This is a genomic window from Marinobacter daepoensis DSM 16072, assembly GCF_000421165.1.
In the GTDB taxonomy this organism is placed as follows: Bacteria; Pseudomonadota; Gammaproteobacteria; order Pseudomonadales; family Oleiphilaceae; genus Marinobacter; species Marinobacter daepoensis.
Map to the genome: position 1 here is coordinate 725376 of NZ_ATWI01000009.1, position 26841 is coordinate 752216.

A 26841-nucleotide genomic window follows, 5' to 3' on the forward strand; every position below is an offset into this window, starting at 1 on the left:
GGGCCGGAGTATAACGCACCTAGCAGATTCCTCCGACCTCTGTCCAACTTAACTTTATAAGGGCTTTCCTATAGAATACGGCGCCAGATCAAGGAGTCTCTGAATAAATCCTGAAACCCCATCGGTGATTTGAGGCGTTATTCAGAGGCTCCTGCGGCCTTTTCGCCACAAAACTTCCGCCGGGCACCACGCCCACAATGCGGAACATTCCAACTGATGAGGGTCCATATCGTGTTAGAAGCCTATCGTGAACACGTTGCCGAACGTGAAGCTCTGGGTATCCCCCCCAAGCCCCTGAATGCCGAGCAGACCGCCGCTCTGGTAGACCTGCTGAAGAACCCGCCGGCCGGAGAAGAAGAAACTCTGGTTTACCTGCTCGAAAACCGCATTCCACCGGGCGTGGACGAAGCAGCTTACGTTAAAGCGGCTTTCCTTTCCGCGGTTGCCAAGGGCGAAGCCTCTTCCCCGCTGGTCAGCAAGGAATACGCCGTCAAACTGCTGGGCATGATGCAGGGTGGCTACAACATCGAAACTCTGGTTGAGCTGCTGGACGACAGTGAACTGGCCGAGCTGGCTGGTGAACAGCTGAAGAAAACCCTGCTGATGTTCGACGCCTTCAACGATGTGAAGGAAAAAATGGATGCAGGCAATGCCATCGCCAAGTCTGTGGTTGAGTCCTGGGCCAACGCCGAGTGGTTCACCGGCAGGAACAAGGTAGCCGAGAGCACCAAGATGGTGGTCTTCAAAGTTACCGGCGAAACCAACACCGACGACCTCTCCCCGGCTCCGGACGCATGGTCCCGCCCGGACATCCCTCTGCATGCTCGTGCCGCTTATAAAATGGAGCGCGACGGCCTTAAGCCGGAAGAGCCCGGCGTAACCGGCCCGATGAGCCAGATCGACGAGATCAAAGCCAAAGGCCTGCCGGTTGCTTTCGTTGGTGACGTAGTCGGTACCGGTTCCTCCCGGAAGTCGGCCACCAACTCTGTACTGTGGTTCTTCGGTGACGACATCCCAGGCGTGCCCAACAAACGTGGCGGCGGCGTCTGTATTGGTAACAAGGTTGCTCCGATCTTCTTCAACACCATGGAAGACGCTGGCGCTTTGGTATTCGAGGCTCCGGTCGACAACATGAACATGGGCGACGTGATCGAAATCCGTCCGTACGAAGGCAAGATCCTGAACGAAGCCGGTGACGTGATCTCCGAATTCAAGTTCAAGTCTGACGTGATCCTGGACGAAGTCCAGGCAGGCGGCCGTATCCCGCTGATCATCGGCCGTGGCCTGACCAACAAGGCCCGTCAGGCGCTGGGCCTGGGCGCAACCGACACCTTCCGTCTGCCGAAAGATCCGGAAGCTGGCACCAAGGGCTTCTCCCTGGCCCAGAAGATGGTCGGCAAGGCCTGTGGCCTGGAAGATGGCCAGGGCGTTCGTCCGAACACCTACTGCGAGCCGCACATGACCACCGTGGGTTCCCAGGACACCACCGGCCCGATGACCCGTGATGAACTGAAAGACCTGGCGTGTCTGGGCTTCCAGGCAGATCTGGTGATGCAGTCTTTCTGTCACACTGCAGCGTATCCGAAGCCGGTTGACGTTGAGATGCAACACACCCTGCCGGACTTCATCCGTACCCGTGGCGGTGTTTCCCTGCGTCCGGGCGACGGCATCATCCACTCCTGGCTGAACCGCATGCTGCTGCCGGACACCGTAGGTACCGGTGGTGACTCCCACACCCGCTTCCCGATGGGCATCTCCTTCCCGGCCGGTTCTGGTCTGGTAGCGTTTGCCGCCGCGACCGGCGTCATGCCGCTGGATATGCCGGAATCCGTTCTGGTTCGCTTCAAAGGCGAAATGCAGCCAGGCATCACGCTGCGTGATCTGGTACACGCGATTCCGCTGTACGGCATCAAGCAAGGCATGCTGACAGTAGAGAAAAAAGGCAAGATCAACGAATTCTCCGGCCGCATCCTCGAGATCGAAGGCCTGGAGCACCTGACCGTTGAGCAGGCATTCGAACTGTCTGATGCCTCTGCCGAGCGCTCTGCCGCTGGTTGTACCATCAACCTGTCTGAAGATTCCGTGGCCGAGTACCTGCGCTCCAACATCGTCATGCTGCGCTGGATGATTGCTGAAGGCTACGGCGATCCGCGTACTCTGGAGCGTCGCGCTCAGCAGATGGAAGAGTGGCTGAAAGATCCGAAGCTGATGCGTGCCGATAAAGACGCCGAGTACGCTCACGTCATCGAGATCGACCTGGCCGACATCAAAGAGCCGATCGTGTGCTGCCCGAACGACCCGGATGATGCCAAGTTCCTGTCTGAAGTGGCTGGCGACAAGGTAGACGAAGTGTTCATCGGCTCGTGCATGACCAACATCGGCCACTTCCGTGCCGCCGGCAAGCTGCTTGAGCAGCACAAAGGCCCGCTGAGCACCCGCCTGTGGATGTCACCGCCCACGAAGATGGACCAGCAGCAGCTAATGGAAGAAGGCTACTTCAACACCTACGGCACTGCCGGTGTTCGCACCGAAATGCCGGGCTGCTCCCTATGCATGGGTAACCAGGCCCGCGTTGCTCCGAAGTCAACGGTTCTGTCTACCTCAACCCGTAACTTCCCGAACCGTCTGGGCGATGGTGCCAACGTGTACCTGACCTCTGCGGAACTGGCGGCTGTGGGCGCGGTACTGGGCAAACTCCCGACTCCGGCGGAGTACATGGAGTACGCCAAGGACCTGAACAGCATGTCCAAAGAGATCTACAAGTATCTCAACTTCGATCAGATGGAAGAGTACACCCAGAAAGCGTCTGAGGCTTCCGTAGCCTGAGATCTTCTGAGGAGGTAGCTCACCTCTGATTTGAAAACGCCAGCCTTCGGGCTGGCGTTTTTTTTGGCGTCACCCCATTATTAAACGCTAAAAAAAAGGGCCCCCGCAGGAGCCCCTCGTTCAGGTCAGGTGACCCATCACCGCTCGATATGCTGGTACTCACCGGCATCGGAAGTGGCCAGAGTAACCACGACGATGGCGATAAACGCAGCAATGAAACCAGGGATGATCTCATACACACCAGGGCCACCCATGAACTCGCCATTCCAGCCCAGAGAAATCCAGGCCATCACGGTCGCCGCGCCCACAATCAGGCCAGCCAGGGCGCCCGCACCGTTGGTACGTGGCCAGGTCAGGGCCAGAATGATCAACGGACCAAAGGCTGCACCGAAGCCTGCCCAGGCGTTACTGACCAGCGCGAGAACCTGAGAATTCGGGTCAGAGGCAATAAAGGCGGCCACCAGGCCAACCGCAACAACACATGCACGGCCAACGTTAACACACTCTTTGTCAGTGGCTTCCTTGCGCAGGAACAGGCGATAGAAATCTTCCGTCAGGGAAGCAGATGACACCAACAGCTGACTTGAAATGGTACTCATCACCGCCGCCAGCAGTGCCGCGTAAAGGAAACCCGTAATCAGCGGGTGGAACAGAAGATCCGCCAGAATAATGAAAATGGTCTCGGGGTCGGCAATATCAAGCCCATTACGAACCGCATAGGCACGACCAAACACACCCAGAGCAATCGCACCAATCAGAGAGATACCCATCCAGGACATACCAATGTTCCGGGCAGTCCCAACCTCATGCACCGTCCGGATTGCCATGAAACGCACAATGATGTGTGGCTGCCCAAAATAACCAAGGCCCCAGGTTACTGCCGACAACCAACCAATCACCGTTAGCCCTTCTGTCCAGGACAACAGGGTCGGGTCAACACTGTTCAGGGTTTCAGAGGCCTGCGCAAATCCGCCACCACCTTCACCGAACAACACTACCGCCGGCATGATAACCAGCGCCAGCATCATGATACAGCCCTGCACGAAGTCAGTCATACTGACCGCCAGGAACCCGCCCACCACAGTGTACGCGAGCACAACACCCAACGTGATGATAATACCGGCTGCGTAGTCGGTCATACCACCGAAGTTGAAGATACCAGCAAACGCACTTTCAAAAAGCTTGCCGCCGGCCACAAGACCGGAAGCCGTGTACACCGCGAAGAACAGAACGATAACGATCGCCGACACCGTGCGTAGCGGCATCGCTTTGGTCGGGAACCGGTTGGCCAGAAACGCAGGGATGGTCAGAGCATTACCGTAATGAACCGTTTGTTCCCGCAAACGAGGCGCGACAACAATCCAGTTAATAAAGGCACCGACAAAAAGCCCGATCCCAATCCAGGCCGAGGCAAGACCAGTCACATACAGCGCTCCCGGCAACCCCAGCAGCAGCCAGCCACTCATATCTGATGCGCCAGCCGACAAGGCAGCGACTTTAGGGCTGAGGGCTCGCCCACCCAGCATGTAATCCTCAGCAGTGGCTGATGATGTACGCATGGCCCAGAGACCAATGACAATCATCAGGGCGAAATACGCAAATAGACTGATCCAAACTCCAATAGCCATAAGGCTCCTCCGGTTTTATGAGTCGGACTAGATCCGCTCGATTGGCACAACACCAGATTCATGATTGGCACGGTGTGCCGTTTTTTGTATGTCTCGGATTCGTCGGACCTGTAGCAAGAATCAACTTGCCGGGATTCCTCCTTGAATATAGCTGATCGTCAAATCTTTGCGACCAACGGGCTCATATCCTGCGCCTCGGTCCTCGGGCGATATAAATTAGTATTACTACGCATTCGAGGCTTACAGAATCCTACGATTATTTTGCAGAATCCTACGGGACTGACAGCTATTCCCGCGAATCAGCAGTCGGATCAGGCCACACGTTCACTCAATTGCAGTCTGGATGGAGTAATGCCCCGATGCTTTCTCAGCGCATTCGTCAGAGCACTCTGGGAAGAGAAACCGGTGCGGTAGCTGATTTCAGAGACCGAGAGAGAGGTAGAGGACAGCAGACCCACCGCATGGTCCAGGCGAGTCTGCAACAGGAACTGATGAGGCGTAGTGCCCGTGACCTGCCGGAAAATCTCATGGAAACGACTGACACTCAGGCAAGCTACGCCCGCCAGGTCCTGCACCGTAATCTTGCGATGAAGATTGGCAACAATGTATCGACGCACATCTTCCGGATTCAGGCTATTCCTGTTACTGGAAACGACCGGACGGTCTACGATACGTTCAGCCATGCAGTGCAGGATGCTGGCGGCCAGATGCTGATGGAGAATCCGGTTCTCCGGCGATCGGTCAAACTCTCCGGCGGCAAACTGAACGAGCCCCTGAATGCGGTTATCCATCTGCACGGTGCGGGGCATCTCAAAGAAACGCACCAGCTTATCGTAGTCTGAGTGCAATGGGGTAGACAGCGCCGGGCTGAAAGGGTCTACGTTAATGACAAGAACGTGGTTTTGATGATCACCACAATAGTCATGACGGGCCTCGGTCGGCACAAGACAGGCTTTCCAGGTATCCAGGCACGCTCCGGAGCCTTCAACGCGCAGCTCTGCCTGCCCCCGGACACCGACCACAATCTGATGATGTTGGTGGTTGTGCTGGTGGGCAGCGGTGGGAAGCTTCAAAAGTTTCGCGTTGAGCATTACTGCTGAAAGCCGTTATCGAGAATGTTCCTCAATTAAAGCAGAACATTACAAAAAGTGCACGAAAAGTGTTCGATCTGGCCGAATATCGCCACAGGTTAGTCCGCAACCGGCAGCTTTGACAAGGCAGAAAGGAGAGCCGACACGCTTTCCGTCACCTGCTCCAGCGGCAGAGCTGCATTGACCACATGGTAACGACCAGGCATCTCAGTAGCCCGCTCCAGGTAGGCGTCCCGGATACGCTGAAAGAACGCCAGTGCTTCCTGCTCAAAGCGATCCAGCTCACCTCGCTTTCTTGCCCGGGCCATGCCTGTCTCTACCGGCGCATCGAGAAGAATGACATGGTCTGGCCGAAGATCGCCCTGCACCAGATTCTCAAGCAAGGCAATTCGCTCTCTGGAAACGCCGCGCCCGCCCCCTTGGTACGCAAACGTGGCATCCGTGAAGCGGTCGCAGAGCACCCACTTTCCGGCAGACAACGCGGGCAGAATACGGTTGTAAAGATGCTGCGATCTGGCAGCAAACATGAGCAACAGTTCCGTCGTTTCATGGACTGGTTCTTCGCGGGTGGCGAGCAGCATCTCCCGGATACTTTCCGCCATCGGAGTGCCTCCGGGTTCCCGGGTGACCATATAGTCAATCCCGAGGCCTTCAAGGGTCGCTGCGGCCGTTTCCAGCTGAGTGGATTTGCCAACCCCTTCCGTCCCCTCAAATGTAATGAATCGCCCTCTGGTCAAATCACTGATCTCCGTTACTGCCGGTTTCGGAACCCGGTGCCGGGAAAGACCGGTAATCTTCCCTTCGGTTTAGCTGAAACTCTCTCACCGCCTTCTGATGCTCTGACAACGTGCGGGAGAATTTGTGACTACCATCTCCGCGGGCTACAAAATAAAGGGCGTCGCCATCGTCCGGGTGCAGTGCTGCGTGAATAGCTCCCCGACCAGGCAACGCGATCGGGGTCGGCGGGAGCCCATCAATTCTGTATGTGTTGTAGGGCGTCCAGGTTCTCAGATCACTACGCCCTATCCGGCCACGGTATTTATCACCCATGCCGTAAATCACCGTAGGGTCGGTCTGCAGCCGCATCCCCTTCTGCAGACGACGAACAAACACTCCCGCCACCTGCTGCCGCTCTCCTGCAACGCCCGTTTCCCGCTCGACGATAGACGCCATGATCAGAGCCTCGTATGGCGTGCTGTACGGCAACCCTTCATCCCGCTCCTGCCATTCGGTCTCAAGAACATCCACCATGATCGCATAGGCACGCTTGAGAATATCAAGATCGGTCTCGCTGCTATCAAACAAGTAGGTGTCAGGGAAAAACCAGCCTTCAGGATGCTGCCCCTCGGCGCCGAGGGCCGTCATAATCTGCTCGTCGGTCCAGTCAGTCGTTTTTCGCTTCAGTTTTTCATTACGGGCAAGCGCCGCACGCATCTCCGAAAAGGTCCAGCCTTCTATAAACTGAACCGACCAGAGCTTGACCTTCCCCTCCACCATAACCCTCAACATATCGATAGACGTCATGCCGGAGGTAAATTCATAATCGCCGGCCTTGATGTGCGTCTGTTCAGGGTTGAGGCGACCGTGGAGCCGAAGCCAAAGAGGGTCTGCCACGAATCCTTCCGCCGCCAGCTTACGCGCAACCTGACCAAATGCTGAACCTGGCGCCACAGAAAACAGGACTGGCTCTTCCATCACAATGGGGGCCTGGAGCGTTTTCAGGCCCTGCCACAGCCAAAGAGCTGCACCGGCTCCGGCCAGAACCATCAGAGCAAAAATACCAACCACTAATTTTTTAAGCACTCGCATCAATCCGGTCGATTCTCAGGATCGCAGATTGTCGCAAGTCGGTTGTCGACAGGCAAATCGTGACCAGCAAGGTTATTAACCGGCACAACACCGATCACGCTGTTGCTCAGCCACACTCCGCGACAATGAGGACTCAGCAACTCCCCTACGCCAACCGAACGCTCCACCAGACGCTCCCCCGTCAAATGCAATCGTTCAATAACCTGTCGGCGCATAACGCCGGACACTGCCAGTGAAGCACCCGGCGGCGTCACCCAACCCTCGGGCCCCAGTAGAAACAGGTTAGTTCTGGTGCCTTCCACCACATGACCGTCGGCATTGGTCATGAGAAGCTCCCATACGGAACCGTGCATTTCACGAGCCGCCATGACCTGCTCCAGGCGATTGAGAGTTTTCATGCCGGAAAACAAGGGATTAACCGTCAAAGGAATCCGGGAGAAATCCGCCCGCACCCCCGTCTCCGGAGGGCCTGGAGGAGCCGGAGAATGAAACACAAAGAGATTGGGCCGCATCTCCGCAAGGGGGCGGTAGCCCCTGCCCCCGGTACCGCGCGTGACCACAAACTTGAGCACCCACGGAGCACCGCCATACACAACCCCATAACGGTCAACGGCATCAGAGCAGGCTTTCTCCAGCTCAGGGCGGCTCAGGAAGATCCCCAGGCGCCCCGAGTCCGTGAGCAAACGATCCAGGTGATATCCCAGCAAGGCTGCTCTGCCCTCGCACACACGGATGGTCTCAAACAGACCATCGCCATAGGAAAACCCTCGATCACCAGCGGGCAGGCAATCGTCGTCAGCCCAGTAGAGCTGAAACACGTTCGGTTAGCCCTCGTAACGGCTGAAAATCAGGGTGCCATTGGTGCCGCCAAAACCGAAGGAATTGGACAAGGCCACCCGCACATCCGCTTCCCGGGCCTGATGCGCCACGAAATCCAGATCACACCCTTCATCCGGATTGTCCAGATTAATGGTCGGCGGCAACACACCGTCTCTAACGGCCAGAACTGAGAAGATGGCCTCCACAGCCCCGGCAGCCCCCAGCAAATGCCCCGTCATAGACTTGGTACTGCTCATCGCAAGCTTTTCTGCATGGTCACCAAAGACGGATTTAACCGCCGCCACTTCGGCCACATCCCCAACCTGCGTCGAGGTGCCATGGGCGTTGATATACCCGATATCATCCGGACTCAGGCCGGCATCCCGAATGGCGTTGCGCATCGAGCGGGCGGCGCCGTCACCACCAGGCGCAGGTGCGGTAATGTGATGGGCATCATCGCTCATACCAAAACCGATCACCTCGCCGTAAATAGTCGCACCACGTGCTTTTGCATGCTCCAGCTCTTCAAGAACCACAACGCCGGCACCATCACTCAGTACAAAGCCATCGCGATCCTTGTCCCAGGGTCGGCTGGCTTTTTCAGGATCGTCATTTCGAGTGGACAAGGCCCGGGCCGAGGAGAATGCAGCCAGCCCACTTCGGGTTGTCGCCATTTCAGAACCACCTGCAAGCATCACGTCGGCATCACCATAAGCAATGGTGCGGGCGGCATACCCGATATTATGAGTACCTGTGGTGCAGGCCGTTACAATCGCAATGTTTGGCCCTTTGTAGCCAAACCGGATCGCGGCGTTACCGGAAATCATATTGATGACCGATGCAGGAACAAAAAACGGTGACACCTTACGGGGACCGGATTTCTCCATCTGGATCACATTTTTCTCAATGTACTCCAAACCGCCAATCCCCGAACCAATGGCAACCCCTACCCGCTCTTTATCAAGATCACCATATTGCTCAAGACCACTGTCATCCACCGCCTGCTGAGCGGCAATCAGACCGTAGTGAATAAAGGCATCGAGTTTTCGGGCTTCCTTGCTGGACAGCCAGGGCTCAATATCAAGATCCTTGATCCCACCTCCGATACGGGTGTTGTACTCCGAGGCATCGAAACGATCAATCACGCTGATTCCGCTACGCCCGGCACGAATGGCTTCCCAGGAAGACGCTACGTCATTCCCTACCGGAGAAAGCATTCCCATTCCTGTAATAACAACCCGTCGCTTGCTCATATCCCCAATCACCCGATTTTTCTGACTCTATTCGTTCACTGTTGGCCGGTATTTGGCCAATAAAAAAGCCGTCCTTCAATTAGCCCAAAGGACGGCTTTTTGCCTGGCTATCTGATTCGCAGGGTATCAGGTGTGTGCGACGATGTAGTCGATCGCGTCCTGAACGGAGCCCAGCTTCTCAGCCTCTTCGTCAGGAATTTCAGTCTCGAATTCCTCTTCAAGGGCCATAACCAGCTCAACAGTGTCCAGTGAGTCAGCGCCAAGATCTTCTACAAAAGAAGAGGTGTTCTGAACTTCGGACTCTTTAACGCCCAGTTGTTCACAAACAATCTTCTTCACGCGCTCTTCAACTGTACTCATAATGTCCTCACTTTAAGTGTCAACCAAGCAACTCGATGGCTGCCAGTTTAGTTTAAACCCTACCTGCAAACAAGCAGGGATTCAGTCAAACATGTTGTACGACAAGGGGTTGCACATCAGCCCGAAAATGGGCTTAACCCATATACATGCCGCCGTTCACATGAATGGTTTCTCCGGTCACGTAAGCCGCACCATCTGAAGCCAGGAAAGCCACAACCGACGCCACTTCCTCAGGCTCCCCGAGTCGGCCGGTCGGTATGATTTCCAGCATAGCCCCACGCTGCTTATCGTCCAGTTTTTTGGTCATATCCGTATCAATAAATCCGGGCGCCACGCAGTTCGCAGTGATGCCCCGATTTGACATTTCTTTGGCCAGACTGCGGGTAAACCCCTCAACCCCGGCTTTAGCGGCACAGTAATTACCCTGCCCCGGATTGCCCATACCCGCAACCACAGAACTGATATTGATGATCCGCCCCCAGCGGGCTTTGGCCATACCACGAAGCACCGCTTTGCTTGTGCGATAGACGCTGGAGAGGTTCGTTTCCAGCACCGCAGACCAGTCATCGTCCTTCAAACGCATCAGCAGGTTATCACGGGTAATACCGGCATTATTGACCAGAATCAGCGGAGCCCCGGATTGCTCAGTAAGCTGCGCAAGGCCTGCTTCAATGCTTTCTGGCTCGGCCACGTTCATAACAAGGCCATAACCCTGGTATCCCTCGGCTTTCAAACCGTCAGTAATTGCCTGAGCACCCTCAGGACTTGTGGCGGTCCCCACCACTTCAGCACCAAGGCGGGCCAACTCGTGGGCTATGGCTTTACCTATCCCCCGACTAGCGCCGGTTACCAGTGCAACTTTGCCTTCCAAAGACATAAAAAACTCCGTGTAATCAGGACTGACCAAAAGCCTTGATGGCTTCTGACAGAGAATCGGGGCTCTCAATACCGTAAACCGGCAGAGAACGGTCAATACGCTTAATCAAACCGGCCAACACTTTGCCAGCACCGCACTCCACCGCCACACCAACACCATCGGAAGACAGCTTTTGAACGGAATCGGTCCAGAGCACCGGAGAGTACAGCTGTTTAAGCAGGTTTGCTTTCAGAACCCCGGCATCCGTGGCTGGCTCTGCATTGACATTCTGAACGACAGGAATGACAGCATCGTTAAAACGGATATCTTCAAGGGCCTCTGCCAACTGCTCTGCAGCCCCTTTCATGATCGCACAATGCGATGGAACGCTGACAGGAAGCGGCATGGCTTTACGGGCTCCTCTGGTTTTGCATAACTCAATGGCACGCTCAACCGCTGCGGCACTGCCAGCAATGACCACCTGCCCCGGGGCATTGAAGTTGACGGCAGACACCACATCCCCTTCCGCCGCTTCCTGGCACGCAGCGATCACATCAGCATCATCCAGCCCAAGAATGGCAGCCATGCGCCCCTGCCCTTCAGGCACCGCATCCTGCATCAACTCTCCGCGCAGCTGAACCAGCCTCACCGCTTCTATAAAGTCCAGGCTCTCAGCTGCAACCAGAGCGCTGTATTCGCCCAGGCTGTGTCCTGCCACAAAATCCGGCCTCGGGCCGTCAGACACACACCACTGGCGCCACAACGCCACACTTGCCGTCAACAAAGCCGGCTGGGTGATCATGGTTTTATTGAGCTCTTCAGCGGGGCCATGCTGACAAAGATGCCATAAGTCATAACCCAAAACGTTAGAGGCCTCGTCAAACGTTTCACTGATCATTGGCCACGTCTCAGCCGCAGCAGACAGCATGCCAACTGATTGTGAACCTTGTCCGGGAAAAACAAACGCTGATTTCATAAGCGGAATCTTATCGTCATTGAAGGGTTACTGAAGATTAGCCAATAGTACAATTCAGGCCAATTATCAGCGAATAGGGGTTGGGATGCGGGACGACTTTAGTCGTGCACCCTGTGGGGAGGGATCATAACATCAGATCATCGAGTCTTTCGTTGATCCTTCGTGGCACTTCCAGCTGAACTTCACGAACAGCCTGCCGGATAGCCGCGAGCATTGCACGCTCATTGGCATTCCCATGGCTTTTGATCACTACCCCCTGAAGCCCAAGAAGACTGGCACCATTGTGCCTGGAGGGATCCATCAATTGCAGCAGGCGCCCGATAATTGGCTTTGCCAGCATCCCCACGAGGCGACCATACATTGAACGGGTAAATGCCTGCTCCAGAAGCTCTATCAGGAGCCCGGCAACCCCCTCTCCGGTTTTCAGGGCAATATTACCCACAAAGCCATCACAAACCACGACGTCTGCCACATCCCGAAACAGGTCACTGCCTTCAACATAACCGATGTAGTTGATGGTGTCGCACTGGGCCAGCATATGAGACGCAAGCCGCACCTGCTCATTGCCTTTGATTTCTTCTTCACCCACATTGAGCAACGCAACCCTGGGTTCGGATTGCCGGCAGATGGCCGACGCCATCAAAGACCCCATCAACGCGTACTGGTATAGATTCTCCGCCGTGGAATCCACGTTGGCACCCAGATCAAGAACATGACAGCGCCCGCGAAGGGAAGGAATCAGCTTGGCAATGGCTGGGCGCTCTATACCCGGATACATCCGGATAATGGAGCGACCAAAAGCCATGAGGGCGCCGGTATTACCAGCGCTGACACAGCCTTGCGCCTCACCATCCCGGACGAGACTGAGCGCAATAGCCATGGAGGAATTCTTTTTGTGCCGAAGGGCGTGGGAAGGCCGCTCATTCATACGAACAACGTCGGCCGCCTCAACAATCTCTATGCGCGCATGCCCTTCTTGCAACAAAGCCTCAAGCTCACTCCGGATTCCAACCAGAACAAGACTCAAGGCTTCATTTTCGCGCACTGCTTCCAGCGCTGCATGAACGACAACCGCGGCACCGCGATCACCGCTCATTGCATCAATGGCAATGGTGACCGGCTTGTTCACCACTCGTCCATGCGGCACAGGTCAGAAGAAAGTCCCGACGAATTACTCGTCGCGAGCCTCTACCACCTGCTTGCCACGGTAAAAACCGTCCGGGGAAACATGGTGACGACGATGAACTTCACCTGTCGTTGAGTCGGTAGACAGGGCAGCAGCGGTCAGCGCGTCGTGTGAACGGCGCATGCCACGCTTGGAACGGGTCTTGCGGTTTTGCTGTACAGCCATGATTATACTCCTGACCTATTATCAAATTCGTTAATGCTTTGTCGTCTTGAGACCCGCCAGAACACTGAACGGGTTTTCTTTTCTTTGCTCTGTCTCGGGCTCTTCGGCAGCCTCGGAAACTTCCAGCGCTTCAAGATCTTCCTTTGCCGGACACTGCTCTCGCTCGTGCAGGGGAAACGGCGGCAAAACAAGCAACAGCTCATCCTCAACCATCTCCCAGAGATCTGCACTAAAATCCTCAACCAGAAACGGCTCCAGCGCTTTTGGCAAACGCTGAGCCTGCTCATCACTGATCACCAGACCAAGATCAAAGCGAGACTTGAGGGTTGCCTGCATATCTCCCATGCAACGCTGGCACTCCAGAACAACCGGAGCGGACAGCTCGCCAGATACGATTCGCCGACGCTCGCCATCCCGATAAAACGCCAGTTTGACACTGCAGGCGCCATCATCAGGAAGGCCGGGCACAGCTTCGCAAAAACGAGAAAGCCCCTTGAAAGGCACAACCCCCTCAAGTTTCGTATTCTGCTCTGCCAACTTATTCGGGTCGACAGATCTGGGCAATTCGGCAATCGGCGCTTTGGACATAGGCGCGCAATTTTAGGGGCGAGATCTCCCGCTGTCAAAGACTTAATCAATTCCCGCTGGGTCTTTCACCCGGAATACGGGTATTTTACGATAACAACCCACAAACTCCAGCGCGGACCCAGCCAAACCATGCCGAACCGTGATCTCGTTCTCGCCTCGTCCTCACCATACCGAAAACAGCTATTGGCCCGGCTAGGGCTTTCGTTCAAAACAGCCAGCCCGGATATCGATGAAACACCGCACCCCGGAGAAGCACCGGAACCCCTGGCCACCAGACTGGCTACCGAAAAAGCATTAGCCTTGGCACCAACCTTCAGCAACCACCTGATCATCGGCTCCGATCAGGTAGCCACCCTCCCCGACGGAACGCTCCTCAGCAAGCCTGGCAACCACAACACTGCCAGACAGCAACTGAAACGCAGCAGCGGAAACCGGGTACATTTTTTCACCGGCCTCGCACTGGTCGATTCACGCACGGGCACTGTACGCACTCACTGCGAACGCTTTGACGTGTACTTTCGCTCTCTGAGCGAGCCGGAAATTGAGGGGTACCTGCACAAGGAAACACCCTATGACTGTGCAGGCAGCTTTAAAATGGAGGGACTGGGCATCGCCCTTTTCAGCCGTCTGGACGGCAGAGACCCGAACAGCCTCATCGGCCTCCCCCTGATTGCGCTGAACAAGCTCTTGAGGGAGATGGGCATTAACCCTTTGCTGGACTAATACCCACAGACCACCGTTAACGCAGCTCCAGGCGCGATTCCACCAGACTTGTGGCCAACCCCTCACCAACAGCGACACCCAATTGATCCACAAGATCCTGAAACGGAGACCGGGAGCGGCTGTAATCGATCAACTCCTCTTCGCCCACCAATTGGCGGGCAACCCAGGAGGTGCTACCCAGCCCGTCGATCAACCCAAGCTCCAAAGCCTGCTCACCACTCCAGACCAAGCCACTGAACAATCTCGGATCCTCTGCAAGACGATCCCCCCGACCCTGTCTGACCGCCTCAATGAACTGCTGATGCGTACTCTCTAGCACCCCCTGCCAGAAAGCCACCTCCTCCTTCTGCTCTGGTGAGAACGGATCGAGAAAGGCCTTGTTCTCTCCCGCCGTATACAGACGACGGTCAACGCCAATTTTCTCCATCACCTCGGTAAAGCCGAAACCGCCCGCCACTACACCAATAGACCCGACAAGACTGGCTCGATTGGCATAGATCTCATCCGCCGCCGCCGCGATGTAATAGGCCCCCGAAGCACCAATATCTGAAATCACTGCATACACTTTCTTGTCTGGATATTCCGCCCGCAAGCGTTTGATTTCATCGTATACGTAACCAGACTGAACCGGACTCCCGCCAGGACTGTTAATCCGCAGAACAACCGCCCGCGAACCTTCAGCTTCAAAGGCGGAACGCAGAGCACCGACCAGATTATCGGCACTGGCCAGCTCATCTGCGGCAATCGGCCCAGTCACCTCAACCAGCGCAGTATGCGGCTCCACAACCGCACCAACTCCTTCGCCAATCGGCGCTCTCAGCATGAACAACAACGAAAACAAGTACCCAAACGTCAGCAGCTTGAAGAAAATACCCCAGCGCCGACTGCGCTTCTGCTCAGCCTGCAGTGACATCACAAGCTTCTCGATCAGGCGCCAGTCGCGACCGCTCTCCGGAGGCAGCGCAGGCTTCCGGCGCCCCAACAACCCGCCTCGCGAGCCAGAGCCCTCGGGTTCAACAGGCTTGTCACCCCAACCAGCTTCTTTATCTGAATCCCACTCGCTCATTCGTCTTCCTTAATCTGCTACACCTGAAATAATCAGTTCAACCCGAGTACCCGCCGGAGATCAGCCACCGTGTTAACCACCGCATAAGGGGCATATTCTTCGAGAACCTCTCGCCCATGCACCCCCCACTCCACCCCGATAGATGGCATCCCTATCCGTTGAGCCATTTCAAGATCATAACGGGTGTCACCAATCATGACCGCCTCCCCGGGCTCAAAACCGTAAAAAGCGAGAATTTCTTCAAGCATCAGCGGATGCGGCTTGGAACGGGTCTCATCCGCACAGCGCGTTGCATCAAAGTGATGCCCCAGACCACTGGAAGTCAGCGCCAGCTCAAGACCACGACGACTTTTCCCCGTCGCTACAGAGCACCCCAGACCAGACCGTTTGATATCCGCAACCACCTCGGCCATTCCATCAAACACATTCTGAGGCGTGGTCACCTTCTTGAAAAAGTACCCCGCATACCCTTCACGGATGCGAACCATCTCCTCGCGGCTAAGACCAGGATAGAGCTTCTCCAGCGCCTCAATCATTCCCAGGCCAATAATATCCCGATAAGCCTCGCGCTCCAGGTCCGGGTAGCCGAGCTCCGTTGCCGCCTGATGCAAACTGTCCGCGATATGATCAACGGAATCGATCAACGTTCCGTCCCAATCAAAAATAACCGCCTTCACCTTCATCACTTACCCTTCCCGCTCCGCCTGATCAATTCATTGAGTACCCTGGAAAAGAGCTCATCATAACCTGCCTCAAGACGGGTTATCTCCCCCGTTCCCGGAAGCGGAAACTCCAAGGCACGGGCATGCAGCATCAGCCGCTGCCCTCCAATCGCCCGAAACGCCTTCAGGCTGGCCTCATCCATATATTTATCATCACCCGCAATCGGATGCCCCGCCCAGGCACTGTGTACCCGAATCTGATGCGTCCTGCCGGTCACCGGCGACGCCTCAACGAGACTATAGCCCTCAAATCGCCGGAGACATGAAAACAGCGTGAGCGACGCTTTACCCTCATCACTGACTCGAACCCGGCGTTCGCCATTAGACATCTCATAGCGCAACAAAGGCTCATCAACACGACTCACGCCATCCGCCCAGCTTCCGACAACCAAGGCATGGTAATACTTACGAATGCGCTTCTGCCGCAGCTCTTCCTGCAAAAAGCGTAACGCCGACCGCTTCTTGGCCACCATTACCAGGCCCGACGTATCCCGATCCAGACGATGCACCAACTCCAGAAACCGGGCCTCCGGCCGAGCAGCCCGCAACACCTCAATCAACCCGAAGCTCAGCCCACTGCCACCATGGACTGCAATGCCGGCCGGCTTGTTCACCACCAACATTTCATCATTCTCAAAGACGACGGCGGCCTCCATAACACCCTGAACCCGGGCCCCGGGCGTGACCTGCTCAGCCTTCGGCTTCTGTACCAGCGGAGGAATCCGGACCACATCGCCCGAATTCAAACGCGTATCCGGCTTCACCCGCCCTTTATTGACGCGCACCTCCCCTTTTCGGACAATTCTGTAGACAATGCTTTTGGGCACACCGCGCAACCGGGACAGCAAGAAATTATCCACGCGCTGCCCCGCCATATCTTCATCAACGGTCACCCACTGAACTTCTGTTGCCACCGCCCTGCCACCAGCGGATAAGGCCCGGGACGGCCCCTCTCCGCCACGACCCCGGTCTTTGACGGAGCGCCGGGCCTTTGATTTGTGCGAATCGGGAGTGCGGGGCATGAAAATCCTTACGTTGATGAATCACCCGGCAGGGATTAACCCGGCCAGCAGCCTGACAGCAAAACCTGGGAGTTGTCGGGCTACGACTTACCTGTTATATTCCGGCGTGCTCTGCCGTTTGTCTACGGCCTGACGAATTCTGGTCAGAAGCCGGAGCGGCAGCAGTATACCGATACTGATTAAGAGTTTGAACGCTGCAAAACCAATCATTAACGGGTGCAGCTAAAAACAGAGACTCCCGGACCACAGGCCAGACCGAGAAAGGCTGTTACCTGCTCCGGGAGAAGAAAACCGACCAGAAAACCGTCGGACGACATCGCGAAGAATCATTGCCACGCAAACCCGGGCCGTCCAGCAAACCAATACGACGTGAGACCCAGGGGCTTGTGTGAACCTGAAACGGATACTATGCGTCAACAGACTCTCACCCTATTCGACCTTGGCCTGCCTACCGGCAGACGAGATGTCGGCGGTGGTCTCAGACACCCAGGATCACACCCCATAAGGGTCTGATCCGTCTGGCCGCCGGTTCGCCTGTTGTACTGGGCCCGCGGCACGCACATCCCGCTTCGCTGATGCGAATCCCCCCGGTTTTCTGTCACCAACAAACGACAGGAACCCTTTCTTTCCATGAAAAGAATGCTGATTAATGCAACTCATCCCGAAGAGTTGCGCGTCGCACTGGTAGATGGCCAACGGCTGTTTGACCTGGATATCGAATCCAGCACCCGTGAGCAAAAAAAGGCCAACATCTACAAAGGCCGAATTACCCGGGTAGAGCCCAGCCTTGAGGCTGCTTTCGTTGACTTTGGCGCAGAGCGCCACGGCTTCCTCCCCCTGAAGGAAATCTCAAAAGAGTATTTCAAGAAATCGCCAGGGCAGATCGAAGGCAAAATCAACATCAAAGATGTGGTGTCTGAAGGACAGGAAGTTATCGTCCAGGTCGACAAGGAAGAGCGTGGCAACAAAGGCGCAGCCCTGACCACCTTCATCTCGCTGGCAGGCCGCTATCTGGTCCTGATGCCCAACAATCCCCGTGCTGGCGGCATCTCACGCCGGATTGAAGGCGATGACCGGGCCCAGCTTAAAGAAGCCATGAACGGCGTTCAGGTGCCCAAGTCCATGGGCATCATCGTGCGCACCGCAGGCATCGGGCGTACTACTGAAGAACTTCAGTGGGACCTCGACTACCTTGTACAGTTCTGGGAAGCAATCACCCAGGCGGCCGGGGAACGCAAAGCCCCCTTCCTGATCCACCAGGAAAGCAACGTCATCATCCGGGCAGTGCGTGATTACCTCCGCCAGGATATCGGTGAAGTCCTGATTGATGCGGATAGCGTCCATGAGGATGTACTGAGCTTCGTTCGGGCAGTCATGCCCACATTTGAGAACAAGATCAAGCTCTACAAAGACGAGATCCCGCTGTTCAGCCGCTACCAGATTGAAGGTCAGATCGAAACCGCTTTCCAGCGCGAAGTAAAACTACCCTCAGGCGGCTCCATTGTCATCGATCCCACCGAGGCACTGGTGTCCATCGACATCAACTCATCCCGGGCCACGAAAGGGCAGGATATCGAGGAAACCGCGCTCCAGACCAACCTGGAAGCTGCGGAGGAAATCGCGCGGCAACTCCGTCTGCGGGATATGGGCGGCCTGATCGTCATCGACTTTATCGACATGACTCCTGCCAAGCACCAGCGGGAAGTCGAGCAAAAAATGCGCGAAGCCCTGGAGCTGGACCGTGCGCGGGTTCAGGTTGGCAAAATTTCCCGCTTCGGACTGCTGGAAATGTCGCGCCAACGCCTGCGCCCCTCTCTTGGCGAAACCCGTAGCGAAGTCTGCCCCCGTTGTGAAGGCCAGGGCACCATCCGGGGCATTGAGTCTCTCGCCCTGAGCATTATGCGGCTGATTTACGAGGAGTCGTCCAAGGAAAAGACCGCTGAAGTCCGCGCTATGGTGCCGGTTTCAGTCGCCACTTTCCTGCTCAACGAAAAACGCAAACAGCTGGCCGACATTGAAGCGCGCCAGGGTGTTGCCGTTGTTGTCGCTCCCGTTCCAAACATGGAAACCCCTCACTTCGAGATCCTTCGCCTGCGTCAGGACGAAACCTCACCAGAGCACGTTTCCAGCCACGAGGTAGCTCAGCAGTACAATGAACGGGAAGAAGAAGCATCGGTAGAAGTCACAACCACCGAAAAACCAGCCCGCGAACAAGCGGCCGTCAAGGCAATCCGTCCCACGGCGCCCGCACCGGCACCCTCCGCCCCCACCTCCCCCGCAGCAGCGGAACAGGAAGAAGGGCTGTTCAGCAAGCTCGGAAAGAAGATTGCCGGTTTCTTCCGGGGTGAAGAACCGGAACAGGAAGCCGCCCGCGACAACAACCGTAACGAAGAGCGTCGCAACCAGGCTCGTCAGGATCGTCGGAAATCGCGGGTAGCGCGCGACGACCAGCGTGCAGGAGCCAACCGCAGCGGCAACGAACGCCGCCAGGGCACTCAGCAGAATCGCAACGATGACAACCGTGGACGCAACCGCGGTGGTCGCAGTGACGAGCAACAGGCCCGCAGCAGCCAAAGCCGTGGCAACCGTGAAGAGCGCTCCGGTGAGAATAAAGGCAGCGACAACCGTCGGGATAATCGCAAAGACGCCCAGAGTCGCAGCCAGAACCGCAATCGCCCGCAGCGTGACCAGAAAGGCCAGCAGGAAAAGCAGGACGTCCAGAAAGCACCGGTCAGCGACAATAAGCCTGGTAGCGAGGACAAGCCTCGTAAACCGCGCCGTCAGCGCAACCGGGACGGATCTCCCGCTGACACCCCTGCATCTACACCTGCAGAACGCAAGACTGAGCGCAGCGAAAAGCACCAGAAAGACACCCAGCCAGAAAAACAGGCTGAGACCACAACGGTTGACGCAAAGCCAAGTGAAGCACGCGTAGAAAAAACCGAACAGCTGACCACCGTCGCGGAAGCTCCTGAAAACAAACGCTCAGCCGAAACCGGCCAACCCGAGCAACTGGAAAAAGCGGAGCAACCAGAGGCTAAGGTCGAGCAGAAAGACGCGGAGGCCGGCGCAGACAAAGCTGGCGCAAAGGAAGAGGATAGCAGCAAGGAAAAGCCTGACGGACGCAAGGGTCGCTCCTCAGGCCGTCAACGCAAGCCTCGCACGACGGACAAAGCCGAGAAGACTGAGCCGAAAACGGACGATCAGGCCGGCAAAGAAGCTGCAGTTGAAGCACCGGCTCAGCCAACCAAGCCAGCAAAAGCCGAACCCGTAGCCGACGCTGCGAAAACCGAGGCAACGCCAGACCAGACGCCCCTCCAGGCCGAGGAAAAGGCGCCGGCAAAAACCGAAGTTGCAGAACCGGAGCAAACCCCGGTCAAAGATCTTGCACCTGCAACCGAAAGCGAACATACCGGAAAATCGGACAAAGCGCCTGAGCAGAAGCAGGACGACACTGAAACCGAGACTGCCCCGGAGCAGAAGGCCGACGAACCAAAACGCGGCAGGCCAAAGACCGTAAAAGCTGCACCGAAAAAGCCAGCGGAACCTGTTATCGAAAACGCTGATGCACCCGCAGAGCAGGCTCCGGCACCCGCAAAAGCCGAGCAAACTGAAAGCAAAGCCGAAAAGCCGGTTGAAGCGACCGATGACGCGGCTGACGGTGATGCACCAGAAACGGTACCTGTGACCCCCGGCCGGGCCTACAATGACCCAAGAGAGGTCCGCAAACGCCAACGCGCGGCCGAAGAAGCCAAAAAGGCAGACGAGGCCAAGCCGGCCGGGAGCAACTGATTATGCTGAGTAACTCCGACATCGAAGCGCTGGAAGACATTCTGTTCGCGGAACCCTGGGGCGATCATGCCCTGGACTTTTTCGGGTTTCACGGCGTGGTGTGCGCCAGTGTGATCGGACCGGTCAGCATGCAGGCGGAAGACCTCTTCCGCCTTGCCACGGGTACGGACCAATTACCTGAAAGTGGTGTTCCGGATATTTTTGTTCACTGCGTCGCCGAGCTGGCCCGTGACATGGCCCAAGCTCTTGATATGGGCCAGCCACTCGAACTTCCGGAACCGGAAGACGGCGACCCGATGAACGCCCTGGAGAACTGGTGTGCAGGCTTTGTCGACACCTTCCTTGAGAACGAAGAGACCTGGCTGCAGGCTGCCGATGAGGATGAGGTTGCAGACCTCATGGTGCCAATGCTGACACTGTCTGGGTTATTCGATGACGAGGATTTCCAGAAAGTTCGAAGCGATGAAAAGCTTTCAGCGAAGATGGCAGAAGCCATCCCCGATTCGCTGACCGATCTCTACCTGCTGTTCCACGCACCGGACTGAAGCCTCAGGCTTCAACCGGCTGCCTGAAATGATGCCAGACGGGCTCCAGCCCGTCTGGCATTTTCATGATACGCCCCAGCTCGCACCAGGGAGCTCCCGGAAAGTGAAAATCACTACCCTGGGACGCCCATAACTGCTCCCGACGAGCCAGCTCAGCAACAAACCCCAGGTCACCGCTGGATTGCCCCGACACCGACACTTCAATGCCCTGCCCACCCGAGCGACGAAAATCTGCCACCAGCGAACGCAACCGGGTGGCGGTCAGGCGGTACTTCCGAGGATGAGCCAATACTGCTATCCCCCCGGCAGACAAAATCCACTCCACCACCTCATCCAGTTCCGGCCAACACGCTTTCACATCACCTGGCTTACCTGTCCCGAGAAACCGTTTGAAGGCATGCATTGTTTTCGGCACTACCCCCTCATCAACCAGAACCTGTGCAAAATGAGGGCGTCCGGGCACATCCCCTCCTGCCACCTGGGTTGCCTTGGCCAACAGATCCTCTACCTGAAGACGCCCAAGACGGTCGGCAATCAAGCGCGCACGCTGCCACCGATTGTCATTCTGGCGCTTAAGCGCCGCCACGAAGCCTGGCGCGCTCTCATCGAAGTCCAGGCCGACAATGTGGATGGTATGACTTCGCCACACACAGGAAAGCTCAATCCCATTGATTAGCCTGAGCCCCAAACCCGAAGCCGCCTCCCTGGCCGCGTTGAGACCAGCCACCGTATCGTGATCCGTCAGTGCAAGATGACTGACACCCATGTCGGCGGCCCGGGCCACCAGGGCCTCCGGCGGCAAGGCCCCATCGGAGGCAGTGCTGTGGCAGTGCAGATCAATGCACACTCTAGAGTCTTGCGGTATAGTCACAAACAATCCTGAATGACAAAGTGGCCCCCAGTGTAACAGCATCGCTTCGGGGCCCCTAACCCCCATGCAGCGACAACTCCGGAGGCACAATGTATTACGCAATTATCAGTGAAGACATCCCAGACAGCCTGGCTCTTCGACTTCAAGCCCGGCCTGCCCACCTGGCGCGGCTTGAAGCCCTTAAAGACGATGGGCGACTCCTCGTTGCCGGCCCCCATCCAGCCATCGACTCGCCGGACCCCGGGGAAGCGGGCTTCAGTGGCAGTCTGGTCATTGCGGAGTTTGCGTCTCTTGAAGAGGCCAGAGACTGGGCAGACGCTGATCCGTACGTTGAAGCTGGCGTCTATGCCAACGTTACGATCAAACCCTACAAGGTAGTGCTACCCTGAAAGCCAGGCACACGGCGCCCCACACACCAGCATGAGCGGATTGTAACGCTGCGCTACTTGAATAGCGGCCACCGTGTGACAGAATTGCGGCTTTAAACTATCAGTAATAACACTATCAGGAAACGCATTCGTGACACCGCTCCGCCTTATATTCAGCCTTGTGCTTCTCGTCAGTTCGGTCTCCGTTGCGCAGGCACGTACCGTCTGGGTCGATGACCAACTGTATCTGCCGGTACGCTCCGGCGCAGGCACCCAGTATCGGATTATCGAAAACGCTGTACCCAGCGGTACACCGCTGGTCGTTCTGGAAGCCGGAGACAATTACACCCGGGTACGTACCCCCAAGGGCACAGAAGGCTGGGTAGCCAGCCAGTACCTCAGCAATGAGCCCATCGCCGCAGACCAGCTGCGTCGAGTAAGCAAGCAACTGGAAGAAACGCAAACTGAACTGACTCAGGCCCAGCAAAAACTGGCCACAATTACCGAAGAACGGAATACCCTTCAAAGCGCAGAGAACAACCTGTCCACGCAGGCGGAGGATCTTCAGTCGGAACTGCAACGCATCAAGAACATCGCAGCAGACTCCATCAACCTTGATCGCCGCAATCGTGAGCTACGTGAAGAAAACCAGAAATTGCGCAACGATCTTGAGGTGCTGACGGCCGAAAATGAGAGGCTTGAAGCCGGCAAAGAATCCGATTTCATGCTCTTGGGTGCCGGTCTCGTCTTTGGCGGTGTACTGCTGGCTCTGATCATCCCAATGCTCAAGCCCACAAGAAAGACCGACAACTGGGCCTAATAATAAAGGTAACGGGTGATGAAAGATTACTCGGAAAAGCGTGATTTCCATCGTATGCAGGTAGACAGCACTCTGGTAATTACCGATGACCAGGGCAATACCTTTCAGGGCGTCTGTAAAGACCTCAGCGCGGCCGGAATGCAGATCTCCGTCGATCACCCATTCGCCATCGGGGACGAGCTGAAAACCCGCATGGAATCGGCAGGAGACCAGTTCCCCGCTCTCGAAACCGTTTGCGAAGTCGTGCGCTGCAAACCAGATGGGGAGCGCTACCTGCTCGGCATCAACATCATAGAAGTGATGCAATAAAAAACGGCGGCCCAAAGGCCGCCGTTTTTGTTTTCACCCGAAGCGTTCAGACCAACGGCTTCTCGGAGACAATGATGCCGTTATTGTCGGCATACACATACTGCCCGGGCCTGAAGGTAACACCGTGGAATGTGACGGGAATATTCAGGTCACCAATGCCACGCTTTTCAGTCTTGCGAGGCACCGTCCCCAGCGCCTGAACCCCCAGATCAGTCTCGCCGATTTCATCGACATCCCGAATACAGCCATAAATGATCAAGCCGGCCCAGCCATTCTCGGCCGCCTTCTCAGCCAACATATCGCCAAGCAAGGCGTTACGCCTGGAGGCGCCACCATCCACGACCATTACTCGGCCATTGCCCGGCAATCCTACCTGCTCCTTCACCACCGAGTTATCTTCAAAACACTTTACTGTGACGATCTCACCACCAAACTGGCGCACCCCACCGTAGTTATTGAAGCCAGGCTCAACCACCTGAACCTCTGGAAACTCATCACACAGATCCGGAGTAATGATTTTGCTCACGTTACCTTTCTCCTTTCCCAACGTGTTGGTGGTTAGTCAATTTTCTCATCGGCCAGGAAGAACCAGGTATCCAGTACAGAATCCGGGTTCAGGGATACCGTATCGATACCCTCTTCCATCAGCCACTTGGCCAGATCCGGATGATCTGAGGGCCCCTGGCCACAGATACCGATGTACTTACCAGACTTCTTGCACGCCTGGATGGCATTGGACAACAACACTTTTACCGCGTCGTTGCGCTCGTCAAACAGGTGGGCAATGATGCCGGAATCACGATCCAGGCCAAGAGTCAGCTGAGTCAGGTCGTTGGAACCGATGGAGAAACCATCAAAGTGTTCAAGGAACTGGTCCGCCAGCAAGGCGTTGGCCGGCAGCTCACACATCATGATCACGCGCAGACCGTTTTCACCACGCTTAAGGCCATTCTCCGCCAGCAAACTCACAACCTGCTCGGCTTCGCCGACCGTGCGTACGAAGGGCACCATCACCTCAACGTTGGTCAGGCCCATCTCATTCCGTACCTTTTTCAGAGCACGGCACTCGAGCTCAAAGCAGTCGCGGAAGGTTTCAGAGATGTAACGGGATGCCCCACGGAAGCCAAGCATCGGGTTCTCTTCGTCCGGCTCGTACAGCGTTCCGCCAATCAGGTTGGCATACTCGTTGGATTTAAAATCTGACAACCGAACAATCACTTTCTTCGGCGCAAACGCGGCGGCCAGGGTGGAGATCCCCTCTACCAGTTTGTCGACGTAGAAATCCACCGGCGACTCATAACCGGAGATACGCTTTTCTACGGTCTGCCTGATATCACGGGGCAAACCGTCAAAGTTGAGAAGCGCTTTGGGGTGCACGCCAATCATGCGATTGATAATGAACTCAAGGCGGGCAAGGCCGACACCTTCATTCGGCAACGCCTGAAAATCGAAAGCACGGTCCGGGTTACCCACGTTCATCATAATCTTGAACGGAATATTGGGCATGGAATCTACGGTATTCTCGCGCAGCTCAAAGTCCAGTGCGCCCTCGTAGATCATCCCGGTGTCACCTTCGGCACAGGAGACTGTCACTTCCTGTCCGTCCTTGAGCTCCTCGGTGGCATCCCCACAACCGACAACGGCGGGAATACCCAGCTCACGAGCAATGATGGCAGCGTGACAGGTACGCCCGCCACGATCTGTCACGATCGCGGAAGCCCGCTTCATTACTGGCTCCCAGTCCGGGTCTGTCATGTCTGTCACCAGCACATCACCGGCCTGAACCCGATCCATTTCATTGATGCTGGTGATGATTTTCACCGGCCCACTGCCGATTTTGTGGCCAATACTGCGGCCTTCCACCAGTACCTTGCCGGTTTCTTTCAGCAGGTAGCGCTCCATAACATTGGCAGCAGCCCGGCTTTTAACGGTTTCAGGGCGCGCCTGAACGATGTAGATCCTGCCGTCGTCGCCGTCTTTGGCCCATTCAATGTCCATCGGGCGCTGGTAGTGCTTTTCAATGATCATCGCCTGCTTGGCCAGTTCCTCAACTTCAGCGTCGCTGACCGAGAAACGGTTACGCTCTTCCTGCTCAACCTTGACGGTTTCAACAAACTTGCCCTCACCAGGGTCAGAATGATAAACCATTTTGATGGCTTTGCTGCCGAGGTTGCGGCGAAGCACCGCAGGGCGGCCTGCCTCAAGCGTCGGCTTGTGGACGTAGAATTCGTCGGGGTTCACCGCGCCTTGTACAACTGTTTCTCCCAGGCCGTAGGAAGAAGTGATAAAGACGACATCGCGGAACCCGGATTCTGTATCCAGTGTAAACATAACACCGCTGGAAGCCGTTTCACTGCGGACCATTTTCTGGATCCCCGCCGACAAAGCCACCAGTTTATGATCGAAGCCATGATGCACCCGGTAGGAAATCGCCCGGTCATTGAACAGCGAGGCAAAAACCTCTTTCACCGAGGTACGTACCTGATCCAGCCCCACAACATTCAGGAAGGTTTCCTGCTGGCCGGCAAATGAGGCGTCAGGCAGATCTTCCGCAGTCGCAGAGGAACGCACGGCAACAGCCATCTGATCGTTGCCGTTCTGCAGTCTGGCATAAGCCTCTTCCAGCGCGTTTTCCAGCACTTCCGGAAATGGCGTATCAATGACCCACTGGCGCACCTGAGAGCCTACGCGGGCGAGTTCATTAACATCATTAACGTCCAGGGCATCCAGTGCTTCGTCGATACGGTCTTTCAGACCATCTTTTGCCAGGAATTCCCGATAAGCGTGTGCAGTTGTAGCGAAACCGCCAGGGACGGTAACACCAGCATTGGCGAGATTACTGATCATTTCACCGAGAGAGGCGTTCTTGCCTCCGACACGGTCTACGTCGGACATTCCCAGGTGGTCAAACCAGATGATGTAATCTTCCAAAGCGTGTCTCCCTTGAGTCTGTGTGGCGCGGAGTCTCGAATATGGCGAGTATGATACTGTAAGCTGCGGAATTTACCTAGGGAGGCAACCGAAGACTCCCCGGATCAGTTCAAAT

General features: G+C 56.2%; 25 protein-coding genes. 7 read left to right on the forward strand and 18 right to left on the reverse strand.

Features of this window, described 5'->3' with window-relative positions; translation table 11 throughout:
- The first annotated feature begins 231 nt into the window (after positions 1-231).
- Positions 232-2826 carry a bifunctional aconitate hydratase 2/2-methylisocitrate dehydratase gene (locus K325_RS0108880; RefSeq protein WP_029653914.1) on the forward strand — a complete coding sequence of 865 codons (2595 nt, stop codon included), beginning with the start codon at positions 232-234 and terminating at the stop codon, positions 2824-2826.
- A 137-nt stretch (positions 2827-2963) separates the two neighbouring features.
- Here K325_RS0108880 and putP read toward each other — a convergent pair whose 3' ends face one another.
- The 12 genes from putP to K325_RS0108940 form a co-directional block, all read right to left on the reverse strand.
- Positions 2964-4454 carry a sodium/proline symporter PutP gene (gene putP / locus K325_RS0108885; RefSeq protein WP_029653915.1) on the reverse strand — a complete coding sequence of 497 codons (1491 nt, stop codon included), beginning with the start codon at positions 4452-4454 and terminating at the stop codon, positions 2964-2966.
- Positions 4455-4765: 311 nt separating this feature from the next.
- The gene (locus tag K325_RS0108890) at positions 4766-5545 is read right to left on the reverse strand and encodes an AraC family transcriptional regulator (RefSeq protein WP_029653916.1); all 780 of its coding nucleotides are present in this window, start codon (positions 5543-5545) and stop codon (positions 4766-4768) included.
- A gap of 98 nt (positions 5546-5643) precedes the next feature.
- Complete coding sequence (tmk, locus tag K325_RS0108895; RefSeq protein WP_029653917.1) at positions 5644-6282, reverse strand: dTMP kinase; 639 nt, start codon at positions 6280-6282, stop codon at positions 5644-5646.
- Position 6283: 1 nt separating this feature from the next.
- The gene (mltG, locus tag K325_RS0108900; protein ID WP_029653918.1) at positions 6284-7354 is read right to left on the reverse strand and encodes an endolytic transglycosylase MltG; all 1071 of its coding nucleotides are present in this window, start codon (positions 7352-7354) and stop codon (positions 6284-6286) included.
- Complete coding sequence (locus tag K325_RS0108905; protein ID WP_029653919.1) at positions 7354-8172, reverse strand: aminotransferase class IV; 819 nt, start codon at positions 8170-8172, stop codon at positions 7354-7356. The genes mltG and K325_RS0108905 overlap by 1 nt, the downstream gene beginning before the upstream one ends.
- A 6-nt stretch (positions 8173-8178) precedes the next feature.
- Complete coding sequence (gene fabF / locus K325_RS0108910; RefSeq protein ID WP_029653920.1) at positions 8179-9426, reverse strand: beta-ketoacyl-ACP synthase II; 1248 nt, start codon at positions 9424-9426, stop codon at positions 8179-8181.
- A 126-nt stretch (positions 9427-9552) separates the two neighbouring features.
- Positions 9553-9786 carry an acyl carrier protein gene (gene acpP, locus K325_RS0108915; protein WP_022988070.1) on the reverse strand — a complete coding sequence of 78 codons (234 nt, stop codon included), beginning with the start codon at positions 9784-9786 and terminating at the stop codon, positions 9553-9555.
- 133 nt (positions 9787-9919) lie between these two features.
- Positions 9920-10663, reverse strand: a complete 744-nt coding sequence (fabG, locus tag K325_RS0108920) for a 3-oxoacyl-ACP reductase FabG (RefSeq protein ID WP_029653921.1) — start codon at positions 10661-10663, stop codon at positions 9920-9922.
- A 16-nt stretch (positions 10664-10679) separates the two neighbouring features.
- On the reverse strand, positions 10680-11618 hold the full coding sequence (gene fabD / locus K325_RS0108925) for an ACP S-malonyltransferase (protein WP_029653922.1): 939 nt from the start codon (positions 11616-11618) through the stop codon (positions 10680-10682).
- A 124-nt stretch (positions 11619-11742) separates the two neighbouring features.
- A complete protein-coding gene (plsX, locus tag K325_RS0108930) occupies positions 11743-12747 on the reverse strand; it encodes a phosphate acyltransferase PlsX (RefSeq protein WP_206557001.1) in 1005 nt (334 codons plus the stop codon).
- Positions 12748-12789: 42 nt separating this feature from the next.
- Positions 12790-12969: a 50S ribosomal protein L32 gene (gene rpmF / locus K325_RS0108935; RefSeq protein ID WP_029653924.1), complete on the reverse strand. Its 180-nt coding sequence runs from the start codon at positions 12967-12969 to the stop codon at positions 12790-12792.
- Positions 12970-12999: 30 nt separating this feature from the next.
- Positions 13000-13557 (reverse strand): YceD family protein, encoded by a 558-nt coding sequence (locus K325_RS0108940; protein ID WP_029653925.1) that lies wholly within the window; start codon positions 13555-13557, stop codon positions 13000-13002.
- 129 nt (positions 13558-13686) lie between these two features.
- Between K325_RS0108940 and K325_RS0108945 the strand changes: the two genes are divergently transcribed.
- Positions 13687-14280: a Maf family protein gene (locus K325_RS0108945; protein WP_029653926.1), complete on the forward strand. Its 594-nt coding sequence runs from the start codon at positions 13687-13689 to the stop codon at positions 14278-14280.
- A gap of 16 nt (positions 14281-14296) precedes the next feature.
- On the opposite strand, the gene K325_RS0108950 is transcribed toward K325_RS0108945, so the two are convergent.
- The 3 genes from K325_RS0108950 to rluC are packed head-to-tail and all read right to left on the reverse strand — an operon-like array spanning position 14297 to position 17090.
- Positions 14297-15346 (reverse strand): S49 family peptidase, encoded by a 1050-nt coding sequence (locus K325_RS0108950; protein WP_029653927.1) that lies wholly within the window; start codon positions 15344-15346, stop codon positions 14297-14299.
- A 32-nt stretch (positions 15347-15378) separates the two neighbouring features.
- Positions 15379-16029, reverse strand: coding sequence for an HAD family hydrolase (locus tag K325_RS0108955; RefSeq protein WP_029653928.1), 651 nt, complete (start codon positions 16027-16029; stop codon positions 15379-15381).
- Positions 16029-17090 carry a 23S rRNA pseudouridine(955/2504/2580) synthase RluC gene (gene rluC / locus K325_RS0108960; protein WP_084694198.1) on the reverse strand — a complete coding sequence of 354 codons (1062 nt, stop codon included), beginning with the start codon at positions 17088-17090 and terminating at the stop codon, positions 16029-16031. The genes K325_RS0108955 and rluC overlap by 1 nt, the downstream gene beginning before the upstream one ends.
- Positions 17091-17720: 630 nt before the next feature.
- On the opposite strand from rluC, the gene rne reads away from it, so the two are divergent.
- Both rne and K325_RS0108975 read left to right on the forward strand, forming a co-directional pair.
- Positions 17721-20882, forward strand: coding sequence for a ribonuclease E (gene rne / locus K325_RS0108970; protein ID WP_029653930.1), 3162 nt, complete (start codon positions 17721-17723; stop codon positions 20880-20882).
- Positions 20883-20884: 2 nt separating this feature from the next.
- The gene (locus K325_RS0108975; RefSeq protein WP_029653931.1) at positions 20885-21427 is read left to right on the forward strand and encodes a YecA/YgfB family protein; all 543 of its coding nucleotides are present in this window, start codon (positions 20885-20887) and stop codon (positions 21425-21427) included.
- 4 nt (positions 21428-21431) lie between these two features.
- On the opposite strand, the gene K325_RS0108980 is transcribed toward K325_RS0108975, so the two are convergent.
- Positions 21432-22298 carry a PHP domain-containing protein gene (locus K325_RS0108980; protein WP_029653932.1) on the reverse strand — a complete coding sequence of 289 codons (867 nt, stop codon included), beginning with the start codon at positions 22296-22298 and terminating at the stop codon, positions 21432-21434.
- Between the two features lie 89 nt (positions 22299-22387).
- On the opposite strand from K325_RS0108980, the gene K325_RS0108985 reads away from it, so the two are divergent.
- The 3 genes from K325_RS0108985 (at position 22388) to K325_RS0108995 (ending at position 23795) form a co-directional block, all read left to right on the forward strand.
- Positions 22388-22687: a YciI family protein gene (locus K325_RS0108985; protein WP_029653933.1), complete on the forward strand. Its 300-nt coding sequence runs from the start codon at positions 22388-22390 to the stop codon at positions 22685-22687.
- A 130-nt stretch (positions 22688-22817) separates the two neighbouring features.
- Positions 22818-23486, forward strand: coding sequence for a TIGR04211 family SH3 domain-containing protein (locus tag K325_RS0108990; protein WP_029653934.1), 669 nt, complete (start codon positions 22818-22820; stop codon positions 23484-23486).
- Positions 23487-23504: 18 nt separating this feature from the next.
- Positions 23505-23795, forward strand: coding sequence for a PilZ domain-containing protein (locus K325_RS0108995; RefSeq protein ID WP_029653935.1), 291 nt, complete (start codon positions 23505-23507; stop codon positions 23793-23795).
- 46 nt (positions 23796-23841) lie between these two features.
- On the opposite strand, the gene rraA is transcribed toward K325_RS0108995, so the two are convergent.
- Positions 23842-24321 (reverse strand): ribonuclease E activity regulator RraA, encoded by a 480-nt coding sequence (rraA, locus tag K325_RS0109000; RefSeq protein ID WP_029653936.1) that lies wholly within the window; start codon positions 24319-24321, stop codon positions 23842-23844.
- Between the two features lie 32 nt (positions 24322-24353).
- Positions 24354-26726 carry a phosphoenolpyruvate synthase gene (ppsA, locus tag K325_RS0109005; RefSeq protein ID WP_029653937.1) on the reverse strand — a complete coding sequence of 791 codons (2373 nt, stop codon included), beginning with the start codon at positions 26724-26726 and terminating at the stop codon, positions 24354-24356.
- Between the last annotated feature and the right edge of the window lie 115 nt (positions 26727-26841).